Genomic DNA, 26780 nt, shown 5'->3' on the forward strand with positions numbered 1-26780 from the left:
CTCGACTTCGAGTGCCACTCCAGCGTGACAAAGCGGACGTGGAGAGCGATGGCGGGCGTGGAGCGCGCCGGATGGCGCGGAGAGCGGGGAGCCGGCATTACCTACGACGTAATCGACATGGGTACCTGCGCGGTCGACCATCGACGCATGCCTACGTTAGAGACCGCCGACCGCACCGATATCCACTACACCGATACCGGGTCCGGGCCGGTGCTGGTGTTCACCCACTCGTGGGGACTCAACTCGGGCCAGTGGAATCAGGTGATCGACCGCCTGGTGGACAAGGGCTTTCGGTGTGTCTCCTATGACCGGCGTGGGCACGGAAGCTCGGGCGCCTATGACGGTGACTGGACCGTGGATCTGCTGGCCGACGACCTGGCCCGAGTGCTCGAACACCTGGATCTCGACGATGTGACGCTGGTGGGGCATTCGCTGGGCTGCGGGGAGATTGTGCGCTACCTCAGCAGACACGGGACGGCACGGGTGAACCGCGCGGTGCTGGTGGCGGGGCAACTCCCGCTGGTGGTCAAGACACCGGACAACCCGGACGGTGTTCCAGAGGAGATGCTCGACGGCGTCCTCGTCGAGCTGGAACGCGATGTGCGGCAATGGTGTATCGACAACGCCCCGCCGTTCTTCGGGGCCCACACCGTGGCGCCCGAGATCGTCGACTGGACGGTGGACCAGATCGCCGCCGTGCCCGTCGAGAACCTGCTCGGCACCCAGAGCATGGGCGCCCACACCGACTACCGGGCCGAGCTCGCCGAACTCGACCTTCCGGTGCTGCTGGTCCACGGCGACGCCGACGCATCGACACCCATCGAACTCACCGGGCGACGCACCGCAGCGCTGCTGCCGCACGCGCAGCTCATCGAGATCCCCGGTGCCGCCCACGGGCTGTACGTCACCCACACCGACCGCATCGTCGATGCGATCTGCGGAGTCTCAGCCGTACCCGCTGCTACTCCAGCGATCGGCAGTTAGCGGCGGGTGCCGAGCAGGTCGATCACCTGCTGGACCAGGTCGTCGATGACGGCGCCCGTCGTGTCGAGCACCAGATCGGGGTTCTCGGGGGCCTCGTAGGGGGCGTCGACCCCGGTGAGCCCGGTGAGCTCGCCGGCGCGGGCCCGGGCGTAGAGGCCCTTGGGGTCCCGGCGTGCGCATTCCTCGACGGGCGTCGCCACATGCACCTCGATGAACGGCAGCTTGGCGGCGTCGTTGAGGGCCCGCGCAGTATCCCGATCCGACTTCAGCGGTGAGACGAGCGAGGCCAGGGCCACGACGCCGGCATCGGCCAGCAGCCGGGTCAAATGTCCGACGCGGCGGATGTTCTCGGTCCGGTCGCCGGCGGAGAAGCCGAGATCATCGGACAGGCCGTGGCGCAGATTGTCGCCGTCGAGCAGATACGCCACCTGACCCGATTCGACCAGGGCCCGCTCGACCGCCACCGCCAGCGTGGACTTGCCGGATGCGGGCAGGCCGGTGAACCAGATCGTGGCGCCGCGTTGTCCCGTGCTGTTCCAGCGGTAGTCGCGGTCCAGCGACGAGGGGTGCCATTTGATGTCGGAGCGGTTGTGCCCGCTCGGCTTGAGTTCCCGGGCCTGCAGGATTATCCCGGCGCCGACGGTGTCGTTGGACACCTCGTCGATCAGGATAAACGCGCCGTTGTCGCGGTTGTCGGCGTAATTGTCGGCGACGAGCACCGAGCTGGTGCGCAGCGTGACCGAGCCGATGTCGTTGAGTGCCAGCTCAACCGGAGTCTCGACCTCGTCCAGGGTTTCCGGGTCCAGCTTGGTGTGCAACTCCTGGACCGTGGCCCGCACCGTGCGGGCGCCCTGCTTGAGCGCCAGCCGGTCGCCGGCGCGCAGCGGATCGTCGAAGAACCAGCACACCGTCGCGTCGACCTCACGGGCCAGCGCCGGCAGCGCCGGGTCCGAGAGGCCACTGACGAGGACGTCGCCGCGGCCCACATCGATGTCGTCGGCCAGCTCGATCGAAACCGACAGCGGCGCAACGCCCACCGACCGGTCATCGTCGAGCGTGTCCAGGTCCGTCACGACCGAGCGGGTACCGGCCGGCAGGCTCACTACGGGGTCACCGACCTGAAGCGTGCCCGCGGACAGACGGCCGGTGTAGCGACGGCGCTGTTCCGCAGTCGGCCGCGACACCCATTGGACGGCGAGTCGCAGACTGGCCGGATCGGCATGCGGCGCAGACAGTTCGACGTTTTCGAGATATTCGAGCAGGGTCGGTCCGTCGTACCAGGGGGTGTTCTCGGAGCGGTGCACCACGTTGTCGCCGAGCTTGGCCGCGATCGGGATGACCGTCAGATCCAGCCCGCCGAGCCGGTCGGCGACCTGCTGCAGCTCCCGTTCGACCTCGGCGAACCGGCCCTTGTCGAAGTCGACCAGGTCGATCTTGTTGACCGTCGCGACGAAGTGCGTGATACCCAACAGCTTCGCGATGCGGGCGTGGCGACGGGTCTGGCGCAGCACTCCGGCCCGGGCATCGACCAGCAGGATCGCCACATGCGCATTGGAGGCGCCGGTGAACATGTTGCGGGTGTAGCGCTCGTGCCCGGGGGTGTCGGCCAGGATGTAGCTGCGGGTGGCGGTGGAGAAGAAACGGTAGGCGACATCGATGGTGATGCCCTGTTCGCGTTCGGCGCGCAGCCCGTCGGACAGCGCAGCCAGATCGGCAATGCCTTCCGAATCGGTCACGGCCTCAAGATGATCCAGCGGCAGGCTGTCGGTGTCATGCAGCAGGCGGCCGATCAGGGTGCTCTTGCCGTCGTCCACCGAACCGGCGGTGGTGATGCGCAGCAGTTGACGCGTGGACATCAGGATCCTCGGTTCTTCGCGCGAGCGCTCATCAGAAATAACCCTCCCGTTTCCGGTCTTCCATCGCCGCCACGGACGTTCGGTCATCGGCGCGGGTCTCGCCGCGTTCGGAGACGGTGGCCGCCGAGATCTCGGTGATCACCCCGTCGATGGTGGTGGCCCGCGACCGCACTGCCCCGGTGATGGTCAGGTCGCCGACGGTGCGGTAGCGCACCCACTCCACCGCCGCCTTCTCGGCGCCGGCGGGCGCGGCGTACTCGGACACCGCGAGCAGGATGCCGTCGCGCTCGAACACCTCGCGCTCGTGGGCGAAGTAGATCGACGGCAGCTCAAGGTTTTCCAGTTCGATGTAGCGCCAGATGTCGAGTTCGGTCCAGTTCGAGAGCGGGAACACCCGCACCTGCTCACCCTTGCGGATCCGGCCGTTGTACAGCGACCACGGCTCGGGGCGCTGAGCCCGCGGATCCCACTGACCGAACTCGTCACGGAAGCTGAGGATGCGTTCCTTGGCCCTGGCCCGTTCTTCGTCACGGCGGGCGCCGCCGAACGCCGCGTCGAATCCGCCGGCCTCCAGCGCGTCGAGCAGCGTGCGCGTCTGCTGGCGGTTGCGTGAGGCACCCGGCCCCGGATCGGCCACCCGACCGCTGTCGATGGTCTCCTGTACCGAGGCCACCACCAGCTTGTGCCCGAGCCCGGTGGTGCGGCGGTCGCGGAACTCGATGACCTCGTCGAAGTTGTGCCCGGTATCCACATGAAGCACCGGAAACGGCAACGGTGAGGGACGAAAAGCTTTCTCGGCCAACCGCAAAAGGACGATCGAATCCTTGCCCGCCGAGAACAGCAGCACCGGGCGCTGCAGTTCGGCGACGACCTCGCGGATGATGTGCACCGCCTCGGCTTCCAGCAGTCGCAGCTCGTCGACGTGCACGGTGTCAGTGCATGGTGCTCTTCGCGCGAGCGGCTCATCGGCGCTCGTCATACCGGCAACCCCTCCTTCTCGGCATCGCGGCGGTAGCGGTCCGCCCATTCGTCGGATCGCTGATCTGCCTGACGTTCCAGAACCGGCTGCGGCGCCAGTCGCGGGTCGAGGCCCAGTGCCTCCAGCACCGTGGCCACCACGGTCGTCAGGTTGCGCCACAGATACGGGTACGACACGTCGATGGGGGAGATGTTCTCCTCTGCGAACCAGGCGCGCCAGCCCTCCTCCTGGGCCTGCAGCAGCCGGATCACATGGGCGATGGCACCCGCGTGGTACTCGGCGCGGGCATCGCGCACCGGATCGGCCCGGCCGCGCCACACCCTGGTCTGCACCGCCCGCCAGAACGAAACCGCCTGCGACACAACGTCAGGACGGTAGACGTGGACGAGCACCGGGTCGCTGCCGGTGACATCGCGGATCGCGGCGAGCAGGCCGGGCCCGGATCGTTCGGGCAGACCCTCGGCACGCTCCAGCAGCAGGGGTGTCTGATTCCACATCAGCTTCCCGCCCCACACCCCGTTGGGAGTCCGGCCGACGGTGCGAATGTAGTCACGCCAGATCTCGGCCGGGGCCAGGTCCGGCTTGCCCTCGACCAGCGGGTCGAGCAGCCGCAGGATCGATTCGTCCTCGACACCGGCGAACCATTCCCGCGGCTGCGGCGACATACTCGTGGTCGGCAGGTACTGGAAAAACTCCTGGGGCTCACCGGCCATGCCGGTGGCACGCAGGGATTCCACCAGCAAGGTGCTGCCGCTGCGCTGAGACGCGAGCACCAGGTAGGCCGTCGGATGATCTGGCATGGGCGAGACTCTAACCATGATTTGTTTGCGGCGCCTATTTAACTCGGCGTCAAGAGTTTTCGTTCATCGTGAGGAAAACTATTGGCGGGTATCGGTGATGCCGCGGTCGGCGGCGATGGCCGATCTGCTGGTGGCCGGGCGGCCGTGGATATGCAGATACGTCTCGGTGTAACGCTCCGATATGCGGGTGCCGGCGAATTCGGAGGGAATGACATCGAGCGTCTTCTCGCGCCAGTCGTTGAGTAACAGTGCCAGGTCGTTGGCGATCGCCTCGGCCTTGTCGGTGACGTCCGCTCCCAGCAGGTTGTTGCTCTCGGTCGGGTCCGCGACGAGGTCGTACAGTTCGCGGCCGGGACGGGGGCTCAGGACGGTATCGCCGAGTGCGCGTCCCGAGGGGCTGTCGGCGATATCCCACGGCAGGTCCAACAATGGCCGCGCCGCGTAATTCTCGATATAGCTGTATTCCTTTGTGCGAATGGCGCGAATCGGGTCGAAAGAATCGTGATAGGTCTTTGTCGTATACACCTCGGACCGGACCTCTGCCGTTTCCGTAGGCGTCGCCGTGAGGTTGCTGGCGTGCGACAGGCCCTCGACCTCGTCGGGGATCTCGACGCCGAGGAGGTCCAGCAGGGTGGGCAGCAGATCGACCCCGCTGAACAGTTCGTCATAGCGGCGTGGCGCTATGCGGGCGCCCCGCGGTGGGCGCACGATCACCGCGATGCCGGTGCCCGCGTCGTACAGCGTCGACTTGGCCCGGGGCAACGCCGGCCCGTGGTCGGTCATGAACACCACCCACGTGCTCTCGTCGAGACCGGTCGCGGCCAACGTGGCCAGCAGTTCACCCACCTTCGCGTCGGCGATCGCGATCGATCCGTAGAACTCCGCGAGGTCGTCGCGCACCTCGGCGGTGTCAGGCAGATAGTCGGGAGGCTCGACGGACCCCGAATCGGCCGGTTCGTATCGCTCACGCGGGTACGGTCGGTGCGTTTCGAAGAAGCCGGCGGTCAGCAGGAACGGTTGCCGCGGCGGAGCGGTCAGCCAGGCGTTGACCTGCTCGACGACGTATTCGCAGAACGAGTTCGACACGTCGTACTCGGCGTACCCCAGATTGGCCGGCTGCGAGGTTTCGTGTTGCATACCGAACAGGGCTGTGTGCCAGCCCGATTCGGCAAGGAAGTGCGGGAGCGTGCGTATCCCGGCGCGGTACTCCCAGCCGTGATGGGCCAGGCCCACCAGTCCGTTGCTCTGCGGGTAGCGACCGGTGAACAGCGAGCCCCGCGACGGTGAGCACAGCGGGGCGGTGGCGTGGGCACGGGTGAACAGCACCCCCTCGGCGGCGAGACGGTCGAGGTGCGGGCTGGTCACGTCCGAGTGGCCATATACGCCGAGGTAGCGCCCCAGATCATGCCAGTGCACGATCAGCAGGTTCTGCCGTTGCGGCTCCGTCACGTCACATCCTTTCCGTCCACCCTACGACCGAACAGCCTGAATGCGCCGCCCGCAACCGTTTGACTCATCGAGAGCTACTTATCCGGCGTATCGGGTGCGATGCCGTCGGTAGGGTGGACCCATGCCGACCGCCACCGATCCCGCTGCGGTCAGCGGTTATGAGGCCCGCTGGGAGCAGCACAACACCGAGCGGCGTGCCCAGATCCTGCAGGCAGCGGTGGCATTGGTCGAGGAGAATCCGCCGGGCACGGAAATCTCGATGGTGCGCATCGCGGAGCGCGCCGGGCTGGCGAAGTCGGTGGTGTACCGGCAGTTCACCGGTAAGGACGAGCTTGAGCGGCGGGTCCGGTCCTGGGTGTTCGACGATTTTGCCGCGGTTCTCGACACCAACCTCGATGTCTCGAACGGCTCCTTGCGCGACATCCTGACCCGCACCGTGGCGGCGGTTGCCGATTGGATGCTTGATCACCCGCGGCTCGATGACTTCGTCCGGCGCGGTCCGACGTTCGAGGGCGACGGCACACTCGACGCGGTCAGCGAGCTGAAGCTCCGGATGACCAGGCAGTCCGAGGAGGTCATCGCCGCGATCGCCCAAACTATCGGAGTGGACGACAGCGCGTTCAAGACCGTGCCGTTCGCGGTGGTGACGATGGTGGAAGCCACCTTGTCGGCGTGGATCCGTGGCGCGGCGCCAGAGCGCTCACGCGAAGAGGTCGTGACGCACCTCGCCGACTTCGCCTGGTACGTCCTGGACGGCGCGGCGCGCGCGAGCGGCCTGGAGATCAACCGCGACGACGAGTTCACGGCCGTGATCGCCGCGCTGACCAAGCGCTAGCTAGAGCAGTCCGGCGTTGTAATCGTCGACCAGGCTCCGCACGGTTTCCTGGGCGCAGGACTTGTTGGTCCCGATGAAGCCGGTCGGCCCACGTTTGATCCAGCCGGTCACGTACACGCCGCGCGTGACCCGGCCGCCCTCATGCGGGACCGTCGCGGTGTCTTCGTCGAACGGCAGTCCCGCCACCGGCCGGCCTCGGTAACCGATGGACGTCAGCACCAGGCCGGCGTCGATAACCCGTTCGCGCCCACTCGATTTCACCCGCACTGATCCGTCAGCCGCGGCCACCAGCTCGTTATGGACGAACTCCACACCCGTGGCTGCGGACCGGCCGCGGATCGCGGTCGGTGACAGCAGATATTCGAGCGCGATCCGGCGATGGCCCGCTCCGCGTGGCGCGGCGCGCAGAATCGCGGACCGGGGATCCGACCCGGGCAACATCCGCAGGTCCTCTTCACGCACGACGACGTCGACACCCGGTGTGGAGCACAGCCCGACCAGCTCGGGGATGGTGAACGCGGACTGCTCGATCCCGCGCCGCCCGACCACGACCACCTCTTCGATTGCACTGTGGCGCAGCGCTTCCAGGGCTGTGGGCGCGATGGCCGTACCCGCGAGCAGGTCCGGGTCGATCGTGAGGATGCGTGCGACGTCGAGTGCGACATTGCCGTTGCCGATCACAACGGCGCGTCGATGAGCCAGATCGAAGGAGCGGCCCGCGTGATCGGGATGACCGTTGTACCAGGCGACGAAGTCGGTGGCCGAGGTGACGCCGGGCAGGTCGATGCCGGGGATGTCGAGCCGACGGTCGGTTGAGGCACCGACGGCGTAGATGACGGCGTGGTGCTCATTCAGCAGCTCGTCATGGGTGATGTCGCTGCCGACCTCGACGCCCAGGCGCATCGACAGCCGGGGGTCGGCGGTGATCTGGTCGAACTGCCGGGCGACCCCGCGGGTGCGCTGGTGATCGGGGGCCACCCCGTACCGGGCCAAACCGTAGGGCTGCGTGAGCTTTTCATAGATCCGGACCCGGGCGCCGGGAATGGTCAGCACCTCTTCGGCGGCATACATCGCGGCCGGGCCCGATCCGACGATCGCCACGCGCAGGTCGCCCGCGCGCACCTGTAACGGCGGCACCACCGGGGCCAGCACCGGTCGGTGGCGCGGTGTGGCGTAGAAATCGGCGTTCAGTGTGGTGAACACGTCTTCCGCGGCGGTCAGCTTGGTATGCGGTTTGATCGCATCCACTGGGCATGCCGACACGCACGCGCCGCAATCGACACACTCGACCGGGTCGACGTAGAGCATCTGGGCGGTGCGGAAGTCAGGTTCGTCAGGCGTGGGGTGGATGCAGTTCACCGGGCAGGCATAGACGCACGAGGCGTCGCTGCAGCAGGACTGTGTGATGACGTGCGGCATCAGGCGAGCGCAACCGCTTCACGGTCCGGCACGCCGCGGTAGCGGGCGGCCTCGCCGTCGATGCCGCAGCGCTTCCACACCCACCGGCCGACCCGGTTCATCAGCCCGAGCTCCTCGCTGAGAGAACGCATCTCGCCGAAGTATCCGGACAGGATCTTGCGTGAGTGTGGGCTGCGCCAGAACGCGTCCTTGATCACCGCCCGCGGAATCCCGAACTCCTCGCCGAACGACTTCGGGGGCGCCACGATCTCATGGGCCAGCCAGCGCAGCGTCAACGGAAATGCCACACACGCGAACGCCTTCATCTGCCACGAGCGTTCCGGCATATGGGTTTTGAGGAACTCGTGCGCCCAGGAGATGTGGCGGGCCTCTTCGGCGATGTGGATCTGCATGGTGCGCAGCACCGCGGGCGGAATGTTGGCGCCCTCGCGGATCAGGCCTTTCTGGAAATGGTCGATCGGCTCTTCACCGGCGAGGATGCCCGCCATGAACGCCGTCGGCGAGTACTGGCCGACCAGGCCGATGTACGGCGACAACCGACGGAACAGCGGCCGCATGCCGGGCACGTCGACGCCTGACCGGTTGACCAGCTCCTGGAACATCTGGATGTGGTTGCACTCCTCGGTCATCTCGTGCAATGCGTAACGGAACTCGGGCGAGTTGTTGGGCAGCTTCATGATGAACGCCATCAACCCGCGGATGAGGATGCTCTCGAACGCCGCGCCGACCTTGACGGAGTTGAGCGTCCGCCACCGGCCGATCTCGATCTGCCGGGCCAGCGGCTGGCTCTGATACCAGGCGGTGGCGCCGAGTGGGTCGACGTTCGGTGACAGCACCCACCTCGGATCGTCCAGGTCGATCGCCAGATCGGGGGAGTCCCACGCGATGTCCAGATAGGGATCGAAGCGGCGGCGCACGGAACCCTCGGACAGCGTCTGCAACAGGTCCCGGTAGTCCGCATCCTGCCGTGCGGTGTCGGGAGAGGTGGAAGCCATGGCGACAATTTACCGAGACATTGGGTCTCGGTAAATACCGGATTTGTGGTGGAGTTTGCTACGGGTGGTACGGCACGCCGACCGCACGGAACACGTACTCCGGGCCGACATCGAAGGCCAGCGACCGGCGCGGCAGCCGCGTCAGCACCTCGTCCGGGATCTCGGTCTTGTAGTGCAGCGACAGTTTCCCGTGACCGCGCTTGTCGATCTGGGCCACGTCGGCCTGCAGCGTGAGCCCGGTCTCGCTGAGCTCGGCGTGCACCGCACCGACCTGCGGGGCCGACCAGGGCTGGTCGATGCTGCGGCCGGCGAGCTTGGGCAGGGTGGACATGGTGGCCAGTACCCGGTAGTTGGTGAGGACCAGTGAACCGGCGTAGCTGGCGACGCTCCCTGCCGATCGCGTTCCCGGGATCGATCCGGTGAAACGCCTGGTCACCGGGATGTACTCAGCGAGGAAGAGGATGCCTTCGGCTTCGGCCTCTGCCCGCAGACCCTCTGGCAGCCCGCCGATGTGCATCAGCTTTCGCAGGATCAGAGCCATGCCTTCGACGGTAGCGCGCAAACATGGCAAATCGATGGGAGCTGGTAGAGATTATCTGGTGGGAACTCGTGCCCGATGGCTGATCGTGACTGCGGCCCTGGCCGCCGTGCTGTACGTGGCGCTGTGGATCGGTTACGCGATGCAGTGGACCTGGCTGGCCGATGTCGACGCCGCGGGCCTGGCAGGTCCATACCGGTACGGCTCGGCGCATCCCGGCTGGGTGACCGCGTGGGACGTGTTCTGCACCGTGCTCGGGCCGTTCGCCTTCCGGTTGCTGGCTTTGGTGATGATCGTCGTCGCGCTGGTGCGCCGCCGGTGGCGCATCGCGTGGTACCTGGTGTTGACCATCGAGCTCAGCGCCGTGATCACCGAGGCGGCCAAGTTCCTGGTCGACCGTCCGCGGCCGTCCACCGCGCTGGTCCACGCCCTGTCCACCTCGTTCCCGTCCGGGCACGCGCTGGGGGTGATGGTCTCGGTACTGACTCTGTTGGCCCTGGCGTGGCCGGCACTGCGCCCCAACCTGCGGGCGTGGTGGGTGGCCGCAGGCGTGCTCGTCATCGTCGCGATCGGCGTGGGCCGGGTGGTGCTCAACGTCCACCATCCCTCGGATGTGCTGGCCGGCTGGGCGTTGGGCTACGTCTGGTTCGCGGCCGTGTTCCTGCTGTACCCGCCGTACCCGTCGGCGATCACGGCAGCGGACAAAACACCGGTAGCGCCCGGTACCGCACGGTGAAGCTGGCCTCGCTGAGCGCCTCACCAACCTCCCCGTCGTGGGCCAGTGTGGTGGGCCCGTCGACCACGACGAACCGGAACTCCGGCACCTGAAGCTCGTGATAGAGCGGGCTGCGTTCGAGCCGTCCCAACGCGACGGCCGTCGCGATGCGCAGCCGGCTGAACCGTCGCCCGGTCTCCAGGATCCGCACGTCAATCAGTCCGTCGTCGAGACGCGGCCGCCGTGATGGCGCGAACCCGGACGGGAAGTACGTCGAATTGCCCAGGAAGAACAGCTCCGTCTCAAGGGTTTTGTCGTCGTAGCTGATCCGCACCGGCGCTTCCCGGCGCAGCGTCAGATACAGCGCGTACATCCCGGCCAGTCGCTTGCCCATCCGGTGTTCGAGCTTCTCCCGCATCCGCACGTAGTTCGGGTAGGCGCCGATGCTGGCGGTGTTGATCACCATGCGTTCCTCGTTGAGGCACACCAGGTCGACGTAGGCCGCGGCGCCGTCCTTGATCGCCGCCACGGTGCGGGCCACCGTGTCGCAACCGATGTCCTTGGCGAAGTGGTTGAACGTCCCGCCGGGGAACACCGCGAGCGGGACCCCTGCCTCGACGGCGATGCCCGCCGCGCACGCCACCGTGCCGTCGCCGCCGCCCACCGCGAGCACGTCGACGCGGGCCGCCGTCTCGCGTAACACCGTCTCGATGTCATCGTCGTCACCGAGTTCGACGATCTCGGTGCGCGGCAGAGCGTTACGCACGTCGTCGACGATCCGTGCGCCTGTCCCGTCACCGGAGGCCGGGTTGATCACCAGTGCCACGCCGGCACCGTCCGGTCGGGGCTCGGTGCGATATCGCAGCGGTTCGGAGCGGGGCAGGGTGGCGGTCGGGATGGTCGGGACGATGCGGGCGCCGAGGACCGCGATCGCGGCGCCGATGCCGAACCCGGCGAACACGTCGCCGGGATAGTGCGCACCGGTGGCCACCCGGGACAGCCCGACCAGGCCGGCGAGCAGCGCCAGCGGCAGGCCGGCGGCCGGGGACTCCAGGCCTACGGCCACCGCGAAGGCCGCCGCGCTCGCGGAGTGTCCCGACGGCAGGGAATGCGAGGTGGGGACGCGTCGGGTCCGCCGGGCCAACGGGATCAGACTGCGGTCGGGGCGGGGCCGCCGCCAGATCCGTTTGGCCACCTGGTTGGTCACCAGGCTGGTTATCGCCAGGCTGACGACGCCTCGCGCGGCGCCACGCCGCAGCGATGTGCCGCCCAGCGCACCCATGGCGGCCGCGATGGCAAACCACAGCTTGGAATGATCTGCGGCCCGGGTCAGCCCGGGCATCACGGAATCCAGTAGCGGGCTCGGTGACTCGGCGACCGCTTCGAAGACCTCGCGGTCCAGTGTGCCGAGGCCCTTGCCGATCGCGCGCACGTCCATGTCGCCAACGTAGCCGGTCGCGACCGGATCGTGCTCCAAGCTTTATCCGCCCGAGAGGCACGCCGACGACGATGGACGGATGCGCCGACTGCTCGCCATGCTGTGTGCCGGGGTGTTGGCGCTGGCATGCGCGCCCACGGCCGGCGCCGTCGACCCGCCCTGGTTCGCCCCGTCAGTGGGCAACGCCACCCAGGTGATTTCCGTTGTCGGAGTGGGTGGTTCGAAGGCGAAGATGGATGTCTGGCAGCGCGGGCCGGCAGGCTGGCAGCCGGTGGCCGCCGGGATTCCGGCCAACATCGGCTCCAATGGCATGGCCCCGCAGACCCATGACGGGGAGATGAAGACGCCTATGGGCGTCTTCAGCCTCGACTTCGCGTTCGGTACCGCCCCCAATCCCGGTGGCGGGCTGCAGTACGTCCAGGTGACGCCTGATCACTGGTGGGACGGGGACATGAAGAGCCCGACCTACAACACCATGCAGGTGTGCAAGAAGGCGCAGTGCCCGTTCAACACCGACCCGGCCAGCGGCACCGAGAACCTCGACATCACCGCCTACAAACACGCCATCGTGATGGGCGTCAACAAGGCACGGGTGCCCGGCAACGGTGGCGCGTTCTTCGTGCACACCACTGATGGCGGGCCGACCGCCGGTTGCGTGGCGATCGACGACGCCATGCTCGTCAAGATCATGCAGTGGCTACGGCCGGGCGCCGTGATCGCCGTCGCGAAATAGCTCAAAGATTGAGGGCGGCACCGGGCTCGAGCTTGAAGTTGAGCCCCTCCAGCGAGAGGGTGGCGTCGTAGGTGCGGTCGTAGCCGGTGCTGCTGATCTTCCAGCCGTCGGCGGTGCGGCGGTAGGTGTCGTGGTAGAACGCCGAGCCGAACAGCATGAAGTTCATGCTGGGGACGATCACGCGGTCCTGGAGGTACCAGGTGGCGGTGGCGTCGTCGCCGTTGACCTCGATCTCGGGGTGGGCGACGCGATGCTCGGTGATGACCTCGGGACCCAGCGAGGCCTTCATGTACTCCACCAGCGAGTCGCGCTCGGTGAAGTGCAGCGTCTTGCCCATGGACTGTCCGTAGTCGCCCGCGACGTCCTCGGTGAGGGTGTCGGCGAACTCGTCCCAGTGCTTGGTGTCGAGCGCACGCAGGTACCGGTATTTGACTTGCTTGATGTCGTCGATGTCACCCATGCCCGACATTGGAGCACACCGGCCACAGCGGGTGTGACGCTATGCCGAACGCGTGAGGTCGCGGGTGGCCGGTCCCTCGATCAGGGTGCCGTCCGGCGCGAAGCGGGACCCGTGTAGCGGGCAGTCCCAGGACTTGTCGGCGTCGTTCCAGTTCACGATGCCGCCCAGGTGGGGGCACACGGGCGACACGGTGCGCTCGACTCCGTCGACGACGCTGCGTGCTTGCAGACGCCACGGCGGCCCGCTGACCACGCCGCAGTCCTCGGTGGCGGACCTACCGATGCGGGTGACCGGAGCGATCCAGCCCTTGGCCATGTTCAGTCCGACGGTCAGATTGGCCTGCACCGCAGTGGCGATGCCGGACAGCTCGTGCGGGCTCCAGCTTGCGAAGGCCTCGGCCCAGTCCATCCGACCGCCCAGGATCCGGCCCGTCAGCGCCAGTGCGGCGGCCACCCCGTTGGTCATGCCCCATTTGTCGAAACCCGTTGCCACCAAGATCTCTTCGTGCCCCGGCAGGATCGGGCCGACGTAAGGAAGTGCGTCGATGGGTGAATAGTCCTGTGCGGACCAGAAGTGCGTCTGGAGGGACCCGGGCCAGTGCTGCTTGGCCCACGACGCCAGCTCGTCGGTGGCGGCAGCGGGGTCGCTGCCGCGCCCGACTGGGTGGCCGGCACCGCCGACGATGAGCCGCTCGCCGTCGGCAGTCGGCGCCGAACGTATTGAGCGGGTTGGGGAGTCGGTCGAGATGAACATGCCGCGGGTGATATCGCCCGGTACCTGGAATGCCATGCAGTAGGAGCGGTGAGGAGTCAGTCGCGCGAAGAATCCACCCCGGTCCAGAATAGGAACGCCGGTGGCCAGTACGCAGCGATCGGCGACTACGTCGATCTCGTTGCCGGTATTCGTCCGCACCCGGAGTTTGAGGCGAGCCCCACCCTCATGGCTTACGCGTTGCACCCTGGCGCCCTCGACCAGTCGCCCTTCGCGTTCGTGCAGTTCGGCGGTCAGGCTGTCCAGGAACGGCATGGGATCGAACTGAGCCTGATCGGCCAACCGGACTCCACCATGGAACGGAAAGGGCACGTCGGCGTCATCGACCCATTCGACATCGAGGCCCGCGGCCTGGCAGGCCTTCAGTTCGGCCTTGGCCTTTGCCATCCCGCTGGGTGACTGCGCGTAGGTGTAGGCGTCCTCGTGCTGCAGGCCGATCTGCCGCTGCTCGCAATAGTCGATCAGCCACTGCTGACCTTCGAGGTTGCCCTGGGCGTACTGTCGGGCCACGTCGGGCGAATGCTTGCCCACGATGTCGGTCATCCGGGTGTGTTGCAGCAGACTGATCTTCGCGGTGGTGTTGCCGGTCGCCCCGGCACCCGCGGTGCGCCCCTCCAGGACCAGCACATCTCGCCCGGCCCGTGCCAGTAGGACGGCGGTGACCAGGCCGGTGATCCCGGCGCCGACCACGACGACGTCCGCGCTCCGCGCGGATTCCTCGTCGAGAGTGGGCACGATGCGGTGCTCGGGGCGGTCGGCAAGCCAGAGTGACGTCACGGATATGGCTGTACCCGCAGGTGGGGAACTCAAACGTAGGTTGAGAGCGGTGCTCCTGGCGATGGTAAAAGCGTTGAAGCGAAACAGCTTTGGGGGTGGGGCTGAGAAGTGTGCCCGATTCGCCGGTGCGGTCTCTGTCGGGTGGGGTCCCTCCCGGCCGCTGTGGCGAGTGTGCAGGCTTTCGTGACGGACACTCGATGTCCGGCTCAAGAAGCTGCACACTCGTCGCAGCCGCCCGGACAATCGTTGCCAGGCGTCCTGCCCGGCAACCATCTGCAGTAACCATCTACGTTCCTGTGTGTCGCATGAGCGTTGCTGAAGCAGTCAAAACCGCACCGGCGGAACGGGCTTCGCCGGGCTACTGCGGAGTGTCGAGGGGCCCAGGGGCGGCAGTGCGGCTATCGTGGCGTGCGTTATGAGCGGCCCGTTGGGGTTGTCGATCGGGACCACCAACTTGGTTGCGGCGCGTGTCGGCAATCAACCTGTCAGCCGGCGTTCGGTGTTGACCTTGTCGACCGACCGGACGCCGCAGGTCGGCGTGCCCGAATCCGGTCCCGGTGTCACGCTCGGCGGATTCGTCGACCGGGTCGGCGACCCGGTTCCGTTGGTGGCGCCCGACGGAGCGTCCTACCCTGCCGACACCCTGTTGGTCGAGGCCCTCGATGCGATGGTCGAGCTGGTCGGCGGACCCTCCGACCAGCTGGCGATCGCGGTGCCCGCGCACTGGGGTGCGCCCACCTTGCGGGCCCTGCGCAACGCGCTGCGGCACAACCCCAGCCTGTCGCATGACGGTCGGCCCGCCCGGCTCGTCCCCGATGCCGTCGCCTCGCTGGCGGCGCTGCGTGCCAACCCGGGCCTGCCGTCCAACGGCGTGGTGGCCCTGCTGGATTTCGGCGGCGGCGGTACCAGCATCACGCTGGCCGACGCCGCGGCGGCCTTCGAGCCGATCGACGAGACCACCCGCTATTCCGATTTCTCGGGTGACCAGATCGATCAGGCGCTGCTGACCCATGTGCTCGACGGTGTCGCGCAGGCCGGCGGCATCGATCCGGCCGGCACCGCGGCGGTCGGCTCCCTGGCCCGGCTGCGCGAGGAGTGCCGTCAGGCCAAGGAACGGTTGTCGGCGGAGACCGCCACCGATCTGGTGGTCGAGCTGCCCGGATATTCGGCCACGGTGCGGGTCACCCGCACCGAACTCGAAGGGCTGATGCAGGCACCGCTCGCCGGTGCGTTGGATGCGCTGGAAAAAGCCTTGGAGCGCAACGGGATCAGCTGGCCGGCGGTGTCGGCAGTGGTGACCATCGGTGGTGGCGCCAGTATTCCGCTTGTCACCCAACAGCTTTCGCAGCATTCGCAGGCGCAGGTGGTGACCACGCCGCAACCGGCGCTGGATGCCGCCATCGGGGCCGCGTTGTCCGCCGCCTACTCCGCAGACGCCGAGGCGCAGACGGGCGTGGCTCCCACCCTTGGCGCGGCGGCGGTGCCCCCGCTGGCCGAAATGCCTGCCGGTGCAGGAGGTTCTGAGGCGTCATCGACGTTCCGGGCGCTGGCATGGTCCGAGGACGACGCGGGCGACGACGTGGTGCCGTACACCGGTCCCGATCTGGTGGAGTCCTACGGCAGTGAGACCGCGGCGCGTCCGGCGGTGCAGTACGTTCCGCCGACGGGCCCCATCGAGCAGCCGCGTGGCGGGTGGGAGCGGTTGCCGCTGACGGTTTTCGCGGTGGCCGCGGCGTTGGTCCTGGTCGCCATCGGTGGTGTGACGTATGCGTTGACCAGTGCGACTGGTACCGCGCCGAGTTCGGAGGTCAAGCCACCCGAGCCCAAACCGTTGCCTCCGCAGGAAGTGGCGCCGAGTCCGGTCGCACCCCCGCCGCCGGCCGAGCCGCCGCCGGCTCCCGAGCCCGTTACCCAGGCACCCGCGCCGCCGCCGGTCACCGTCACTCAGGCGCCCCCGCCCCCGCCGCCGCCCGTGACAGAGACACACGTCGTCACGCAGACGACGACGCCTCCTCCGGTCACGACCACCACGACCACGACGACGACCACCACGACGCCGCCGACCACCACCACCACAACGACACCGACCACAACCACCACGACGACGAACCCGATGACGACGACGTATGTCACCGTGCCGTTCGTCCCGGTGCCCATTCCGATCCAGGTGCCGAACCGTGGCGAGACGCAGCAACCCCAGTACCCGTATCAGCCGCAGTACCCCTACCAACAGCAGCCGCAGAATCCGTTCCAGCCCTATCCCTGATGGTGTTGCTCGGCTCGAAAAGTGTTGCGCGCATTCTCAATACAGTGAACTGACAGCAGCGCAGCGGTCCGCGCCATGTGGGCGGGAAGGGTTGGCCTCGGGCGACGACTGACGGCGTGGTTGGGCAATACGCTGCCGGCCGCGTGGTTCGGCTGTACCTTCTCGGTCAAAACCGGGAGGAACGATGAAGCGCATTCATGCCGTCGCCGTGGGCGCCATGGCAGTCGTCGCCGCAGGGATGTCGGTCGGCCCCGCTGCAGCAACTCCGGCCGAGGGCGACGTCGTGCGCACCGATCTCGGCAAAGGCACCACCACCGCGCCGATCTGGGTGTTCACCGCGGGTCAGCCCACCACGCTGCATGTCCACGGGCTGGTGCTCAAACCCGGCGCCGGCAGCGGTTGGCACACCCATCCCGGACCGGAGCAGTCGGTGATCAACGAGGGCGCCGTGGTGGTGCAGACAGCGGTCGACTGCGTACCTGCGGAGTACACCGCGGGCCAGGCGGTCGTCATTCCCGCCGGCGTGCCCCACCGGGTGAACAACGAGGGCGCTGTCGACGCCGATGTCGTCGTCACCTACACGCTGCCCGCCGACGCTCCGGTGCGGGACGACGCGCCCGCACAGTGCCTCTAGCTGGGGAAACGGGCTTGCGACCACGAAACTTTGGGCAGGGGGCGAATATCTCGGTAAGAGTTCGGTTAAAGTTCTGCTGTGCCTGAGATGGATCGTCGCAGTGTGATGTTCATGATGGGTCTGGGGGTGGCGGCGGCAGCGCTGCCGGCCGGGACGGCCAACGCCGACCCAGCCGCACCCGGTCCCGCCGCGCCCGGAGCGCCCACCCCGCCGGCTGCTACCGCAGCGTCGCCGACGTTCCTGTTCCAGGACGAGTTCAACGGCCCGGCCGGCTCTCCGCCGGACCCGGCGTGGTGGCATCTGATCCCGGAGCGCGAGACCATCAAGAACCCGGTCGAGTGGGACAAGCCGTTCAACATGGGCCGCTACGTCACCGACACCGAGCACGCGTTCCAGGATGGCAAGGGCAACCTGGTGATCCGCGCGACGCGCGGTCCCGGCACCACCATTCAGGAGAAGTACGCCAGCGCCAAGGTCGTCGGAAACTGGCGCGGTGGCATCGGCACCACGTGGGAGGCCCGGGTCAAGCTCAACTGCCTGACCGACGGCGCCTGGCCCGCGTTCTGGCTCCTCAACGACGATCCCGTCCGCGGCGGTGAGGTCGACCTCGTCGAGTGGTACGGCAACCGTGACTGGCCGTCGGGCTCCACGGTGCACGCCCGGCTGGACGGCGAGTCCTTCGCCACCAACCCGCATCCCATCGACAGCGGCTGGCACACCTGGCGGATGTCGTGGACGCCGCAGGGAATGTACTTCTGGAAGGACTATGCCCCGGGCATGGATCCCTTCTTCGAGGTCCCGGCAAACTCGTTGGAAGACTGGCCTTTCAATGATCCGGGCTACACCCTGGTGCCGGTGTTCAACATCGCCGTCGGCGGCTCCGGCGGCCGCGATCCGAGCGGTGGCAGCTACCCGGCCGAGATGCTGGTCGACTGGATCCGCGTCTTCCAGGGCTGAGCTTTCGTCCGGATCTTCCTCCCGCTATACCTTGCTTTGTCACGCTGGAGTGGCGCTCGACTTCGAGCGCCACTCCAGCGTGACTTTCGGCGCTGCAAGGCGACCCGGTCGCCGGTCAAGGGCAGACTGCCGTCCGGAGCTTGCCGGGCGGGGGCGAATGCAATGCCGACGCGATCTGCTTCAGCGGCACCGGCGCGACGACGAGCGCGTCCCACGGATGGCGCTCGCGCGTGCGGTCGAGGAACTCCACGGCCCGGTGTAGGTGTCTGGGCTCGTAGTTGTGCACGCCGGTGATGGTCAGCCATTGCCGCACAACAGTTTCCGGATCCACCGCAAGCGGCGGTCCGGGGGTGACCGATCCGGCCAACACCAGGGTGCCGCCGATGTCGAGGCGTCCCAACGCATCCGCCACGGCTGCCGAGGAACCCGTGTAGTCGATCGCCACATCGACCCGCCCACCATCGGAGGCGCGGCCACCGAATCCCGTCGCCAACGCCAGGCGGTCGGCATTGCGATCGACCACCTGCACATCGGCACCGGCGTCTGCACAGGCCGCGACTGCGGTAAGGCCGAGCATGCCCGCCCCGCCGATCAGCACTCGACGGCCGCCCAGTTCGCCTGCAGCTTCCAGGGTGGCCATCACCGTCGCGGTCGCGCAGGCCGCGGGTGCGGCGACGGCATCGGAAAGTGCGTCGGGGACCACGACGATGGTGGTGCCGCGCGGCAGGACCACATGTGCGGCATAGGAACCCGACAGTGCCCAGTCCCCGTCGAACGGCTCGTGGCCGACCTTGCGCACCGACAGACATTTGGCGCTAAGACCCGACCTGCACCGTGGGCACTCACCGCAGGCCACCGTCACCGACCAGATAACGCGTTGCCCGACTTGGATATCCGCACCCGGACCGGCAGCGACGACGTCGCCGACGGCCTCATGACCGAGAACCGACGGGCAGGCGGCGGGACGCCGGCCGGTGACTGTGTGCAGGTCGCTGCCGCACACCGTGGCCAACCGCACCCGGACCAGGACCTCACCGGCGCCGAGCGCGGGAATAGGCACCGTCCGCACGTCGACACCGGCGCCGGTCCAGACGGCGGCCATCGTCACACGAGGCGGGATCGGATCCATCCGGACAACCTTTCGATGGCGTAGACGATGACGAAGATGACGAGGACGATTGCACCGGCGACGTCGAAGTTCAGGGTGCGGATCGACTCGAACAGCAGGTAGCCGACCCCGCCCGCACCGACGATGCCCAGGATGGTCGAGGTCCGCACATTCACGTCGAACAGGTAGAGGCTCGACCCGACCATGGCCGGCATGGCTTGCGGAATCACGGCGGAGAACAACGTCTTCCACCAGCCGCCGCCCACCGAGCGCACCGCCTCCAGAGGACCGGGATCGATCTCCTCGACCGCGTCGGCGACCAGTTTGGCCAGGAACCCGATGGAGCCGATGGCCAGCGCGCAGGTACCGGCGATGGGACCGAGCCCCAATGCGGCGACGAACACCACGGCCAGAATGAGTTCGGGTACTGCCCGCACCAGCAGGATCCAAGCCCGGGCCAGCCAATAGACCGACGGGTGGGGTGTGACGTTGCGGGCCGCCAGGATGCCGACCGGGATCGACAACACCACACCGATCGCGGTGGACACCACGCCGATGGCGACGGTTTGTCCTGCAGCTGCGAACAACTCACCGCCCAGCGCCGAGAAGTTGGGCGGGATCATCCGGGTGAACACCTCGGCGGCCGGGCCCACCCAGGTCATCAGGGACAGCGGATTGATCTTCAACACCGCCAGGGCCGCGAGGCAGGTCGCGAGCAGTGCACCGCCGAAGAAGAGCCGGGCGGCGCGCTCGCGTGCCGGGTTCGACTGCGCCGAATCCAGCAGCATCCGCCGGATCACGATCGACAGCAGCTCCATCGCGGCGATGATCGCCAGGATGACGCAGGCGATGCCGAGAGCCCGCGGATAGATCAAGCCGCGCAAGGCATCCTGCAGGGCGAAGCCGATGCCGCCCGCGCCGACGAAGCCGAGTACCACCGACATGCGCAGATTGATGTCGATGCGGTAGATGAAGGTGGCGATCCAGGACGGGATGGCCTGCGGAACGACAGCGTTGAGCATCTCGCGGAAATAGCCGACACCGGTGCTGCGGACCGCTTCCCGTGGGCCGGGGTCGGTCTGCTCGATCGCATCGGCGAACACCTTGCCGAGCATGCCGATGGAATGGATGGCCAACGCGAGAATGCCTGGCAGCACGCCGATTCCGAGAGCGCGGACAAACAGGACCGCGAACAGCAGGTCCGGCATGGCGCGGCAGAAGGTGATGATCCCCCGGGCCACCGCCTGTACGGCCGGGTGCGGGGTGGTGTTGCGGGCGGCCAGGAAAGCCAGGGGCACAGAGGCGATCGCTGCGAGCACCGTCCCCAGCACGGCCATCAACAGGGTTTCGACCGCGAGGCCGCCGATGCGCCCCGGATCGTCGAGTCGGGGCGGAATCATGCGCTGCAGCAACGCGATCACTTCGTCGAACCCGTTCAGCAGCGTCGCGGGGGCGAAGTCGATCGACCAGGCCGCGACGAGGGTGGCCAGTACCGCGGCGACGCCGACCAGGTGCAGAAGGTTCGGTAGCGGCCGGGGCTGGCGTGTCGGCGGTGCGGACGGGGTCGGACGTTCGGTCAGGTCGGTGCTCACGAGGGCCGGGCCGCCGAACGGGCTGCGGGGTCGACGCGTTGGTAGATCTCCATGACATCGTCGCGGGTCATGCCGACGGCGGGCCGGTCCAAGATCTTCTGGCCGTTGCGCAGGCCGACCAGCCGGTGGGCCCAACCCAGCGCGAGGTCCACCTGGTGCAGCGTGCAGACCACGGTCAGCTTCTCCTCGATGCAGACCCGGAACAGCAGATCCATGACCACACCGGCGTTTTCGGGATCAAGTGAGGCGACGGGTTCGTCGGCCAGCAGCAGGCCGGGCTTCTGCATCAGGGTGCGGGCGATGGCGACGCGCTGTTGTTGACCGCCGGAGAGGGTGTCGGCGCGGCGGTCGGCGTAATCGGCCAGGCCGACGCGGTCCAGGTAGGTCAGGGCTTCGGCGCGCATCGTCTTGGGGTAGGTCAGGGCGCCGTAGCGGGGGAGCCGCAGCTGCCCGAGACCGCCGATCAGGACGTTCTCCAGGCAGCTCAGCCGCCCGACCAGATTGAAGTGCTGGAAGACGAACCCCACGTTGCGGCGCAGTGCGCGTAGCTGTTTGGCCGAGGCGGTGTCGACGTGGGTGCCACCGACCTCGACCCTGCCGGAGGTGACCGGGTGCAGTCCGTTGAGGCAGCGCAGCAGGGTGGACTTGCCAGACCCGGAAAGGCCGAGCAGCACCAGCATCTCGCTGCGCCGGACGTCGAGGCTGACCTGGTCGAGGGCCAGGGTGTCACCGAAGCGTTTGGTGACGTCGCGGGCGATGACGACGAGATCGTCGCCCGCGACGGAATGATGGGGTCCGTCCGCGCTCATGGGATCTCAGCCCTTGCACTTCTCGGAGCCGGTGACGTCGCAGACGTGGCGCACGCCGCTGTAGTCCGAATCCTCGACGGGGACGAATCCCCACGCGCGTTCGTCGGTGATCCGGCAGGCGTCGCCCTGACAGAAGCCCTCGGCCTCCAGGTTGGGCACGTTCACCTTGTCGGCGAAGAGGGTCTTCAGCTTGCCGATGGCCTCGGGACCGAGGGAATCGTTGGCGGCGAACACCGACCCGGCGATCATCTCCGACTTCCAGACCGTCTTGAGCTGACCAGGTTTGAGGTCACCCTTGGCGACCATGGTCTTGTCCACCATGGTGTCGAAGGCGAAGCCGGCGTCGCAGTCACCGTTGGCGATCGCCAGGGCGGAGGAGTCGTGGCCGCCGGCGAAGATCGGCGACATGGCCTTTGACAGATCGCCCTCTGATCCGGATTTGATCACCCCGGCCTCGATCAGCCCGGCAGTGGGGTAGAGGAATCCCGAGGTCGAGCTGGGGTCGACGAAGCAGACCTTCTTGCCGGCGAAGTCCTTGAGGCCGTTGACGTTCGCTTCGTCCGTCCGCGCCAGGCCGTAGGACTGGTAGCCGGGCTTGGCGCCCTGCTCCTGGATGACGGCGCCAACCGGGGTGACCTTGGCGCCGTTGACGCCGGCCACCACGTAGGCGAACGGGCCGAAGAAGGCGAGGTCGACGTTGTTGGCGATGATGCCCTCCACCCCCCCGGCGTAGTCGGAGGCCTGCACGAACTCGACCTTGGAGCCGGTCTCCTTCTCCAGCAGCTTGATCAGCGGCTGGTAGCTGGCCTTGAGGTCGGTGGAGTTCTCGGCCGGGATCGCGGCCAGGGTGAGGGTTTCGGGGAAGCTCTGAGCGGTCTTGGCGTCGGAGTTGTCGGAGCTCGAACAACCGGACAAGACGAGGGCGGCGCTGGCGGTTGCCACGGCAGCGATGCGGGCTGAGGTGCGAGCGGTACGGAACTTCATGGCGCGCGAGACCTTTCGGGCGGGGGACGTTTGACGGGCAGTGCGCGAGCGGGGGTGCGCAGCTGCCCTGCCTCACACCCTGTGGGTTGGTCTATACCAGCGGGTGCATCAAAGTTGGCGAGGAGGTTAACAACACGGCAAGTCTTGGTCTATACCAAAACTTGCTACTGTGGGCAGGTGTCCGCGAGTGCAGAACCAAGGGTTCTCAAGCACCAGTTTGTCCGTGCGCAACTGGAGCGACTGCTCGACGACCTGGAGGTCGGAGACCCGTTCCCGGCGGAACGAGACATCGCGGATCGGTTCGACGTCGCCCGCGAGACGGTCCGGCAGGCGTTGCGAGAGCTGTTGTTGGCCGGACGTATTGAACGACGCGGCCGCACCACCATTGTCGCCCGGCCCAAGATCCTGCAGCCCCTGTCCATGGGGTCCTACACCGAGGCCGTCAAGGAGCAGGGCCGCAGCGGTGGGCGCATCCTCGTCGGCTGGAGCGATCTCATCGCCGACGACATCCTGGCCGGCCAACTCGCCATCGACATCGGTGCACCCATCCTGCAGCTCGAGCGCGTCCTCACCACTGACGGCATCCGGGTCGGGCTGGAGACCACGAAGCTGCCCGCCGCCCGCTACCCGGGCCTGCGGGAAACCTTCGACTACCGCGACTCGCTCTACGCCGAGATCCGCAGCCGCGGGGTTCATTTCGCGCGGACCGTCGACACCATCGAGACCGCGCTGCCGGACTCACGCGAATCGGCCCTGCTCACCGTCGACACCCGAACCCCGATGTTTCTGCTCAACCGGGTGTCCTACGACCAGCACGGAATCCCGATCGAGCAACGGCGTTCCCTGTACCGGGGTGACCGGATGACCTTTACCGCGGTGATGACCGCGCCGTAGCAGGTCGCTGTGTGCTCAACGGCGGTCGCGGTAGGCGCGGGGTGACACCCCGACGCGGCGTCGAAATGCACTGGAGAAGTGGCTCGGCCGCGAAAACCCGACCAGTGCACTGACTTCGGCAATCGTCCGCGAGGTATATCGGAGTAGATGCTTGGCGCGTTCGAATCGTAAGTCCAGTAGGTACTGATACGGCGTGGTGTGAAACGCAGCGCGAAATGCGGTGATGAAGACCGGCACCGGCATGTTGGCTTGCTGTGCGAGAGTATCCAGTCGGATGTCAGAGTCCAGGCTGTCCTCGAGGAACTGGATGACCTTCGAGCGGGCGGCCGCATCCAAGGTATCGGCCCTGCGCTCGACCGCGACAGGAGGGTTCTCCGTACAGGTGCTGGCGATCACCAGCCGTAGGGATTCGCCCATCGAATCAGTGAGGAGTCGGGCGGCAGCGTCGCCGCAATCAGCGACGGCGTAGATGCGCTCCACCATCTGATGGATCAGCGGATTGCGGTGCTTTATACGGGGAACCAGCGTCGGTGCGTTCAGCAGGCGCATAGGGATGGCGATCTCGCAGGTGTCGACGGTATCGCCCTCGACCAGGGCCGCGCACTCGTCGCCGGCCGGCACCACCCAGGTATCGCCGGCCTCGGGCAGTACCCGGCCCGAGGGACCCCAATCCAAGTCGGTTTCCATGGAGCGCACTTTTCCGGCGCGGTGCACGAACAGCAGGTGGTGGTCCTCCTCGAGGCAGCGCCACTCGATCGTGGAGTGGATCTGCTCGGTCGCGAACCTGACGGACATGCCACCGGTGGCGACGTGCATCTCGCTCAACATGATGCGCTGCCTCGGAGGTTGGTCGTCGTTCCACGGATTCGTTGCCACGCGTGAACTTCCTGAGTTATTAACGGCTACGTTCAGTATGGGCAGTAGGTGGGCGGGTCGAGTCGAGTGCAGTGGCGGTGTCGATTCAAAATCATGGCAGCCCAGGCGGGGCGACCACTTGACGCTCGTGTGCAACTGGCAGGAACCTCCCTCCAGGGAGGAACGGCCGCGCCAGCTGAACAGGCTGCGTCAATTTGAGTTCAATGCCAAATCAGTCGCTACGGCGTTCGTGACTGGCCGAGTATGCGTCGCCCCTCGGTGGTGGCTTAGGGGCGACGCATCGGCTACTTGGAAGCCTCCGAGCTGGCGCTGGGACCCTTGTCGGTGGACTTACTTGTCGACTTCTTCTCAGGCTTGGCGAACGCCTTCTTGACGCCCTCGCCAATCTTGTTGACAGTGGACGAGATTCCGTCGCGGACATCTGAGGCGACTTTGTCGGCACGCTTGCTCGTGGCGCCTAGAGTGCCGGTCTTGCCCGGAACCGAGATGACGCTCCCTCGAACTAGGGGGGCTGCCGTTCTTTTGGCCAGCTCAGGCGCAGGCGGCGCTGGAGAATCCGCTGCGGCAGTCCCCGGTGCAGCTGATGCCGAATCAGTCGGGCTGGCGGCGACACTATCCGGTTGTACAGCCGCGGTCTTCGCCGCGGTTGGCGACTGGAAGGCCGGCAGGGTCACTGTCGTTTCCACCGAGGTGTCTGGAACTGTCGACGCCTCGGCAGGTGTGAGAGCGAGTGGTGGCTTCGGCTTCGGCTTTCCGATCGCTCGTGCGACGGCTTCAGTTGCTTTCAAGAAGCTATTGAGGGGACCGTACTTACCTAGCAACCCGCTATCGCTCCAGGATGAATATCCGTTCAATACCGCACCGGCCATCACAGCCGGGAAGTTGATGGCAATACTCGCCGCAGTTTCGGCGTCGCCAGCCTTCACGGCATCCACAAAGCCTTGAGCGCTATCACTCACCGCAGTAGTGACGGCGCTCATCATGCCGTTGAGGAACGATTGGCCCGGAATGACAACGAGACCAGGCAAAGCCCCGACGAATTTGCCAAAGTTTGTAGCTGTGCTCGAGACGGCGTCTCCGAGTTGCAGCACTGTGGCGAGCTGCCCGAAGTCTCTAGCCGGGCTGGCGACCAGCGGATCCCAGAGTGTGAGCGCATTGAATCCCAACTGGGTGGCCGGTGCTGTGACAAGCCCCATCCAGGCGTACGTGATGGCATCGCCGACTTCTCCGGCCAAAAGATCGTTGAAAGCCAGTTGGAGTCGGGTCACCGATGAGTAGGGGTTGTTCGGATCCAACAGGCCCTGTGCGGCGGCAGCCAACGACTGCAAGATGGTGCCAACTTGCGTTGCATTCGCTATCCGATTGGCGACAATTTGCTGCACAACTGCGCCGACCTGCTGCCAATCAGGATCGAAACTGCCGATCGGCTTCGATGCGTTGGCGGTCTGGTTGGCGATGATCTGTCGCAAGATCGGGAACGGGTTATCGACCGCTATCTGACCTAGAGCTTCGGCGTTGGTGGTTGCCTTAGTCAGTAATTCAGCCCAAGTGCCCAGCGGGTTGGTGAATGACGACAGCTCGACCGACGCTTGCGACGACAGTGCTGGCAGGTGGACTTCCGGGGGTGGGGTGAGGGGCGTGGCCGCGATGACGCTGGCGCCGACGAGGGCGATCCCCGCAGTCGCATAGGGCCGTAGAGCGAGGTTCAACTCGGTCTCCTTGGGTTCAGATGAGGGCATCAGCTATCACTGACCGGACGAAAATACGGACTGAACTGCAGATGCGCATTCACATTCTTTCTGGCTTTCGAAATATTCCGACTGGGGCAGCTGAAATGTGGTTACTCCGGCCAAATTGCCGGCCTCGGGTGGGCGGCGGGCGTACCCTGACGCCGTTCGTGATGGTGTGGCC

General features: G+C 66.9%; 24 protein-coding genes. 8 read left to right on the plus strand and 16 right to left on the minus strand.

All coding sequences use genetic code 11. The annotated features are described in order from the left end of the window. Positions 1-147 precede the first annotated feature (147 nt). Positions 148-984: an alpha/beta fold hydrolase gene (locus A5779_RS00015; RefSeq protein WP_064877831.1), complete on the plus strand. Its 837-nt coding sequence runs from the start codon at positions 148-150 to the stop codon at positions 982-984. On the opposite strand, the gene cysC is transcribed toward A5779_RS00015, so the two are convergent. The 4 genes from cysC to A5779_RS00035 form a co-directional block, all read right to left on the minus strand. Next, entirely contained in the window at positions 981-2840 is a 1860-nt protein-coding gene (gene cysC, locus A5779_RS00020; protein WP_064877734.1) for a sulfate adenylyltransferase subunit CysN, read from the minus strand. The two genes, A5779_RS00015 and cysC, sit on opposite strands and share 4 nt — an antisense overlap. Before the next feature lie 31 nt (positions 2841-2871). Continuing rightward, the gene (cysD, locus tag A5779_RS00025) at positions 2872-3819 is read right to left on the minus strand and encodes a sulfate adenylyltransferase subunit CysD (RefSeq protein WP_064877736.1); all 948 of its coding nucleotides are present in this window, start codon (positions 3817-3819) and stop codon (positions 2872-2874) included. Further along, the gene (stf0, locus tag A5779_RS00030) at positions 3816-4619 is read right to left on the minus strand and encodes a trehalose 2-sulfotransferase (RefSeq protein ID WP_064877741.1); all 804 of its coding nucleotides are present in this window, start codon (positions 4617-4619) and stop codon (positions 3816-3818) included. The genes cysD and stf0 overlap by 4 nt, the downstream gene beginning before the upstream one ends. 78 nt (positions 4620-4697) lie before the next feature. Then, positions 4698-6068 carry a sulfatase family protein gene (locus A5779_RS00035; protein ID WP_064877743.1) on the minus strand — a complete coding sequence of 457 codons (1371 nt, stop codon included), beginning with the start codon at positions 6066-6068 and terminating at the stop codon, positions 4698-4700. Between the two features lie 121 nt (positions 6069-6189). Here A5779_RS00035 and A5779_RS00040 point away from each other — a divergent pair, with 121 nt between their 5' ends. After that, entirely contained in the window at positions 6190-6903 is a 714-nt protein-coding gene (locus tag A5779_RS00040) for a TetR/AcrR family transcriptional regulator (RefSeq protein ID WP_064877745.1), read from the plus strand. Here A5779_RS00040 and A5779_RS00045 read toward each other — a convergent pair whose 3' ends face one another. The 3 genes from A5779_RS00045 to A5779_RS00055 are packed head-to-tail and all read right to left on the minus strand — an operon-like array spanning position 6904 to position 9858. Further along, positions 6904-8322, minus strand: coding sequence for an FAD-dependent oxidoreductase (locus A5779_RS00045; protein ID WP_064877747.1), 1419 nt, complete (start codon positions 8320-8322; stop codon positions 6904-6906). It lies immediately after the preceding gene. Next, positions 8322-9317: an AurF N-oxygenase family protein gene (locus tag A5779_RS00050; RefSeq protein ID WP_064877749.1), complete on the minus strand. Its 996-nt coding sequence runs from the start codon at positions 9315-9317 to the stop codon at positions 8322-8324. The genes A5779_RS00045 and A5779_RS00050 overlap by 1 nt, the downstream gene beginning before the upstream one ends. Before the next feature lie 58 nt (positions 9318-9375). Further along, a complete protein-coding gene (locus tag A5779_RS00055) occupies positions 9376-9858 on the minus strand; it encodes a hypothetical protein (protein WP_064877751.1) in 483 nt (160 codons plus the stop codon). Positions 9859-9916: 58 nt separating this feature from the next. Between A5779_RS00055 and A5779_RS00060 the strand changes: the two genes are divergently transcribed. Further along, complete coding sequence (locus A5779_RS00060; RefSeq protein ID WP_413784882.1) at positions 9917-10591, plus strand: phosphatase PAP2 family protein; 675 nt, start codon at positions 9917-9919, stop codon at positions 10589-10591. Here the strand turns inward: A5779_RS00060 and A5779_RS00065 are convergent. Next, entirely contained in the window at positions 10545-12008 is a 1464-nt protein-coding gene (locus A5779_RS00065) for a bifunctional phosphatase PAP2/diacylglycerol kinase family protein (RefSeq protein ID WP_064877833.1), read from the minus strand. The two genes, A5779_RS00060 and A5779_RS00065, sit on opposite strands and share 47 nt — an antisense overlap. Positions 12009-12087: 79 nt before the next feature. On the opposite strand from A5779_RS00065, the gene A5779_RS00070 reads away from it, so the two are divergent. Beyond that, positions 12088-12741, plus strand: a complete 654-nt coding sequence (locus A5779_RS00070) for a L,D-transpeptidase family protein (RefSeq protein WP_207549004.1) — start codon at positions 12088-12090, stop codon at positions 12739-12741. A gap of 1 nt (position 12742) precedes the next feature. Here A5779_RS00070 and A5779_RS00075 read toward each other — a convergent pair whose 3' ends face one another. Further along, a complete protein-coding gene (locus A5779_RS00075) occupies positions 12743-13201 on the minus strand; it encodes a nuclear transport factor 2 family protein (protein ID WP_169619053.1) in 459 nt (152 codons plus the stop codon). Positions 13202-13240: 39 nt separating this feature from the next. Continuing rightward, positions 13241-14749: an FAD-dependent oxidoreductase gene (locus A5779_RS00080; protein ID WP_064877755.1), complete on the minus strand. Its 1509-nt coding sequence runs from the start codon at positions 14747-14749 to the stop codon at positions 13241-13243. 415 nt (positions 14750-15164) lie between these two features. Between A5779_RS00080 and A5779_RS00085 the strand changes: the two genes are divergently transcribed. The 3 genes from A5779_RS00085 to A5779_RS00095 all read left to right on the plus strand — a co-directional run bounded on the left by A5779_RS00085 (position 15165) and on the right by A5779_RS00095 (position 18606). Continuing rightward, positions 15165-17015 (plus strand): Hsp70 family protein, encoded by a 1851-nt coding sequence (locus tag A5779_RS00085; protein WP_064877757.1) that lies wholly within the window; start codon positions 15165-15167, stop codon positions 17013-17015. A 184-nt stretch (positions 17016-17199) separates the two neighbouring features. Then, on the plus strand, positions 17200-17649 hold the full coding sequence (locus A5779_RS00090) for a cupin domain-containing protein (protein ID WP_064877759.1): 450 nt from the start codon (positions 17200-17202) through the stop codon (positions 17647-17649). 87 nt (positions 17650-17736) lie between these two features. Then, entirely contained in the window at positions 17737-18606 is an 870-nt protein-coding gene (locus tag A5779_RS00095) for a glycoside hydrolase family 16 protein (RefSeq protein WP_064877761.1), read from the plus strand. A 115-nt stretch (positions 18607-18721) separates the two neighbouring features. On the opposite strand, the gene A5779_RS00100 is transcribed toward A5779_RS00095, so the two are convergent. Genes A5779_RS00100 through A5779_RS00115 form a run of 4 tightly spaced genes read right to left on the minus strand, consistent with a single transcriptional unit; the run spans position 18722 to position 23099 of the window. After that, positions 18722-19735: a zinc-binding dehydrogenase gene (locus tag A5779_RS00100; protein ID WP_064877763.1), complete on the minus strand. Its 1014-nt coding sequence runs from the start codon at positions 19733-19735 to the stop codon at positions 18722-18724. Continuing rightward, on the minus strand, positions 19711-21306 hold the full coding sequence (phnE, locus tag A5779_RS00105; protein ID WP_064877765.1) for a phosphonate ABC transporter, permease protein PhnE: 1596 nt from the start codon (positions 21304-21306) through the stop codon (positions 19711-19713). The genes A5779_RS00100 and phnE overlap by 25 nt, the downstream gene beginning before the upstream one ends. After that, entirely contained in the window at positions 21303-22115 is an 813-nt protein-coding gene (gene phnC / locus A5779_RS00110) for a phosphonate ABC transporter ATP-binding protein (RefSeq protein WP_064877767.1), read from the minus strand. Before phnC ends, phnE begins: the two co-directional genes overlap by 4 nt. A gap of 6 nt (positions 22116-22121) precedes the next feature. After that, positions 22122-23099, minus strand: a complete 978-nt coding sequence (locus A5779_RS00115; protein WP_064877769.1) for a phosphate/phosphite/phosphonate ABC transporter substrate-binding protein — start codon at positions 23097-23099, stop codon at positions 22122-22124. 177 nt (positions 23100-23276) lie between these two features. Between A5779_RS00115 and A5779_RS00120 the strand changes: the two genes are divergently transcribed. Beyond that, positions 23277-23993, plus strand: a complete 717-nt coding sequence (locus A5779_RS00120) for a GntR family transcriptional regulator (RefSeq protein ID WP_064877771.1) — start codon at positions 23277-23279, stop codon at positions 23991-23993. Between the two features lie 15 nt (positions 23994-24008). Here the strand turns inward: A5779_RS00120 and A5779_RS00125 are convergent, their stop codons facing one another. After that, positions 24009-24869: a helix-turn-helix domain-containing protein gene (locus A5779_RS00125; RefSeq protein ID WP_110776727.1), complete on the minus strand. Its 861-nt coding sequence runs from the start codon at positions 24867-24869 to the stop codon at positions 24009-24011. A 284-nt stretch (positions 24870-25153) separates the two neighbouring features. Then, positions 25154-26608, minus strand: a complete 1455-nt coding sequence (locus A5779_RS00130) for a hypothetical protein (protein ID WP_064877773.1) — start codon at positions 26606-26608, stop codon at positions 25154-25156. Positions 26609-26780 lie beyond the last annotated feature (172 nt).

The sequence above is a fragment of the Mycolicibacterium peregrinum genome (assembly GCF_001665625.1).
Classification (GTDB): domain Bacteria; phylum Actinomycetota; class Actinomycetes; order Mycobacteriales; family Mycobacteriaceae; genus Mycobacterium; species Mycobacterium peregrinum_B.

Bases quoted from the DNA above. Each gene is read 5' to 3' on its own strand.
- cysD (WP_064877736.1), bottom strand. From the start codon at position 3,819: ATGACGAGCGCCGATGAGCCGCTCGCGCGAAGAGCACCATGCACTGAC.
- stf0 (WP_064877741.1), bottom strand. From the start codon at position 4,619: ATGCCAGATCATCCGACGGCCTACCTGGTGCTCGCGTCTCAGCGCAGC.
- A5779_RS00050 (WP_064877749.1), bottom strand. From the start codon at position 9,317: ATGGCTTCCACCTCTCCCGACACCGCACGGCAGGATGCGGACTACCGG.
- A5779_RS00075 (WP_169619053.1), bottom strand. From the start codon at position 13,201: ATGGGTGACATCGACGACATCAAGCAAGTCAAATACCGGTACCTGCGT.
- A5779_RS00115 (WP_064877769.1), bottom strand. From the start codon at position 23,099: ATGAAGTTCCGTACCGCTCGCACCTCAGCCCGCATCGCTGCCGTGGCA.
- A5779_RS00015 (WP_064877831.1), top strand. From the start codon at position 148: ATGCCTACGTTAGAGACCGCCGACCGCACCGATATCCACTACACCGAT.
- A5779_RS00100 (WP_064877763.1), bottom strand. From the start codon at position 19,735: ATGGATCCGATCCCGCCTCGTGTGACGATGGCCGCCGTCTGGACCGGC.
- A5779_RS00090 (WP_064877759.1), top strand. From the start codon at position 17,200: ATGAAGCGCATTCATGCCGTCGCCGTGGGCGCCATGGCAGTCGTCGCC.
- A5779_RS00045 (WP_064877747.1), bottom strand. From the start codon at position 8,322: ATGCCGCACGTCATCACACAGTCCTGCTGCAGCGACGCCTCGTGCGTC.
- cysC (WP_064877734.1), bottom strand. From the start codon at position 2,840: ATGTCCACGCGTCAACTGCTGCGCATCACCACCGCCGGTTCGGTGGAC.
- A5779_RS00130 (WP_064877773.1), bottom strand. From the start codon at position 26,608: ATGCCCTCATCTGAACCCAAGGAGACCGAGTTGAACCTCGCTCTACGG.
- phnC (WP_064877767.1), bottom strand. From the start codon at position 22,115: ATGAGCGCGGACGGACCCCATCATTCCGTCGCGGGCGACGATCTCGTC.
- A5779_RS00065 (WP_064877833.1), bottom strand. From the start codon at position 12,008: ATGGACGTGCGCGCGATCGGCAAGGGCCTCGGCACACTGGACCGCGAG.
- A5779_RS00085 (WP_064877757.1), top strand. From the start codon at position 15,165: ATGAGCGGCCCGTTGGGGTTGTCGATCGGGACCACCAACTTGGTTGCG.
- A5779_RS00070 (WP_207549004.1), top strand. From the start codon at position 12,088: ATGCGCCGACTGCTCGCCATGCTGTGTGCCGGGGTGTTGGCGCTGGCA.
- A5779_RS00055 (WP_064877751.1), bottom strand. From the start codon at position 9,858: ATGGCTCTGATCCTGCGAAAGCTGATGCACATCGGCGGGCTGCCAGAG.
- A5779_RS00095 (WP_064877761.1), top strand. From the start codon at position 17,737: ATGGATCGTCGCAGTGTGATGTTCATGATGGGTCTGGGGGTGGCGGCG.
- A5779_RS00040 (WP_064877745.1), top strand. From the start codon at position 6,190: ATGCCGACCGCCACCGATCCCGCTGCGGTCAGCGGTTATGAGGCCCGC.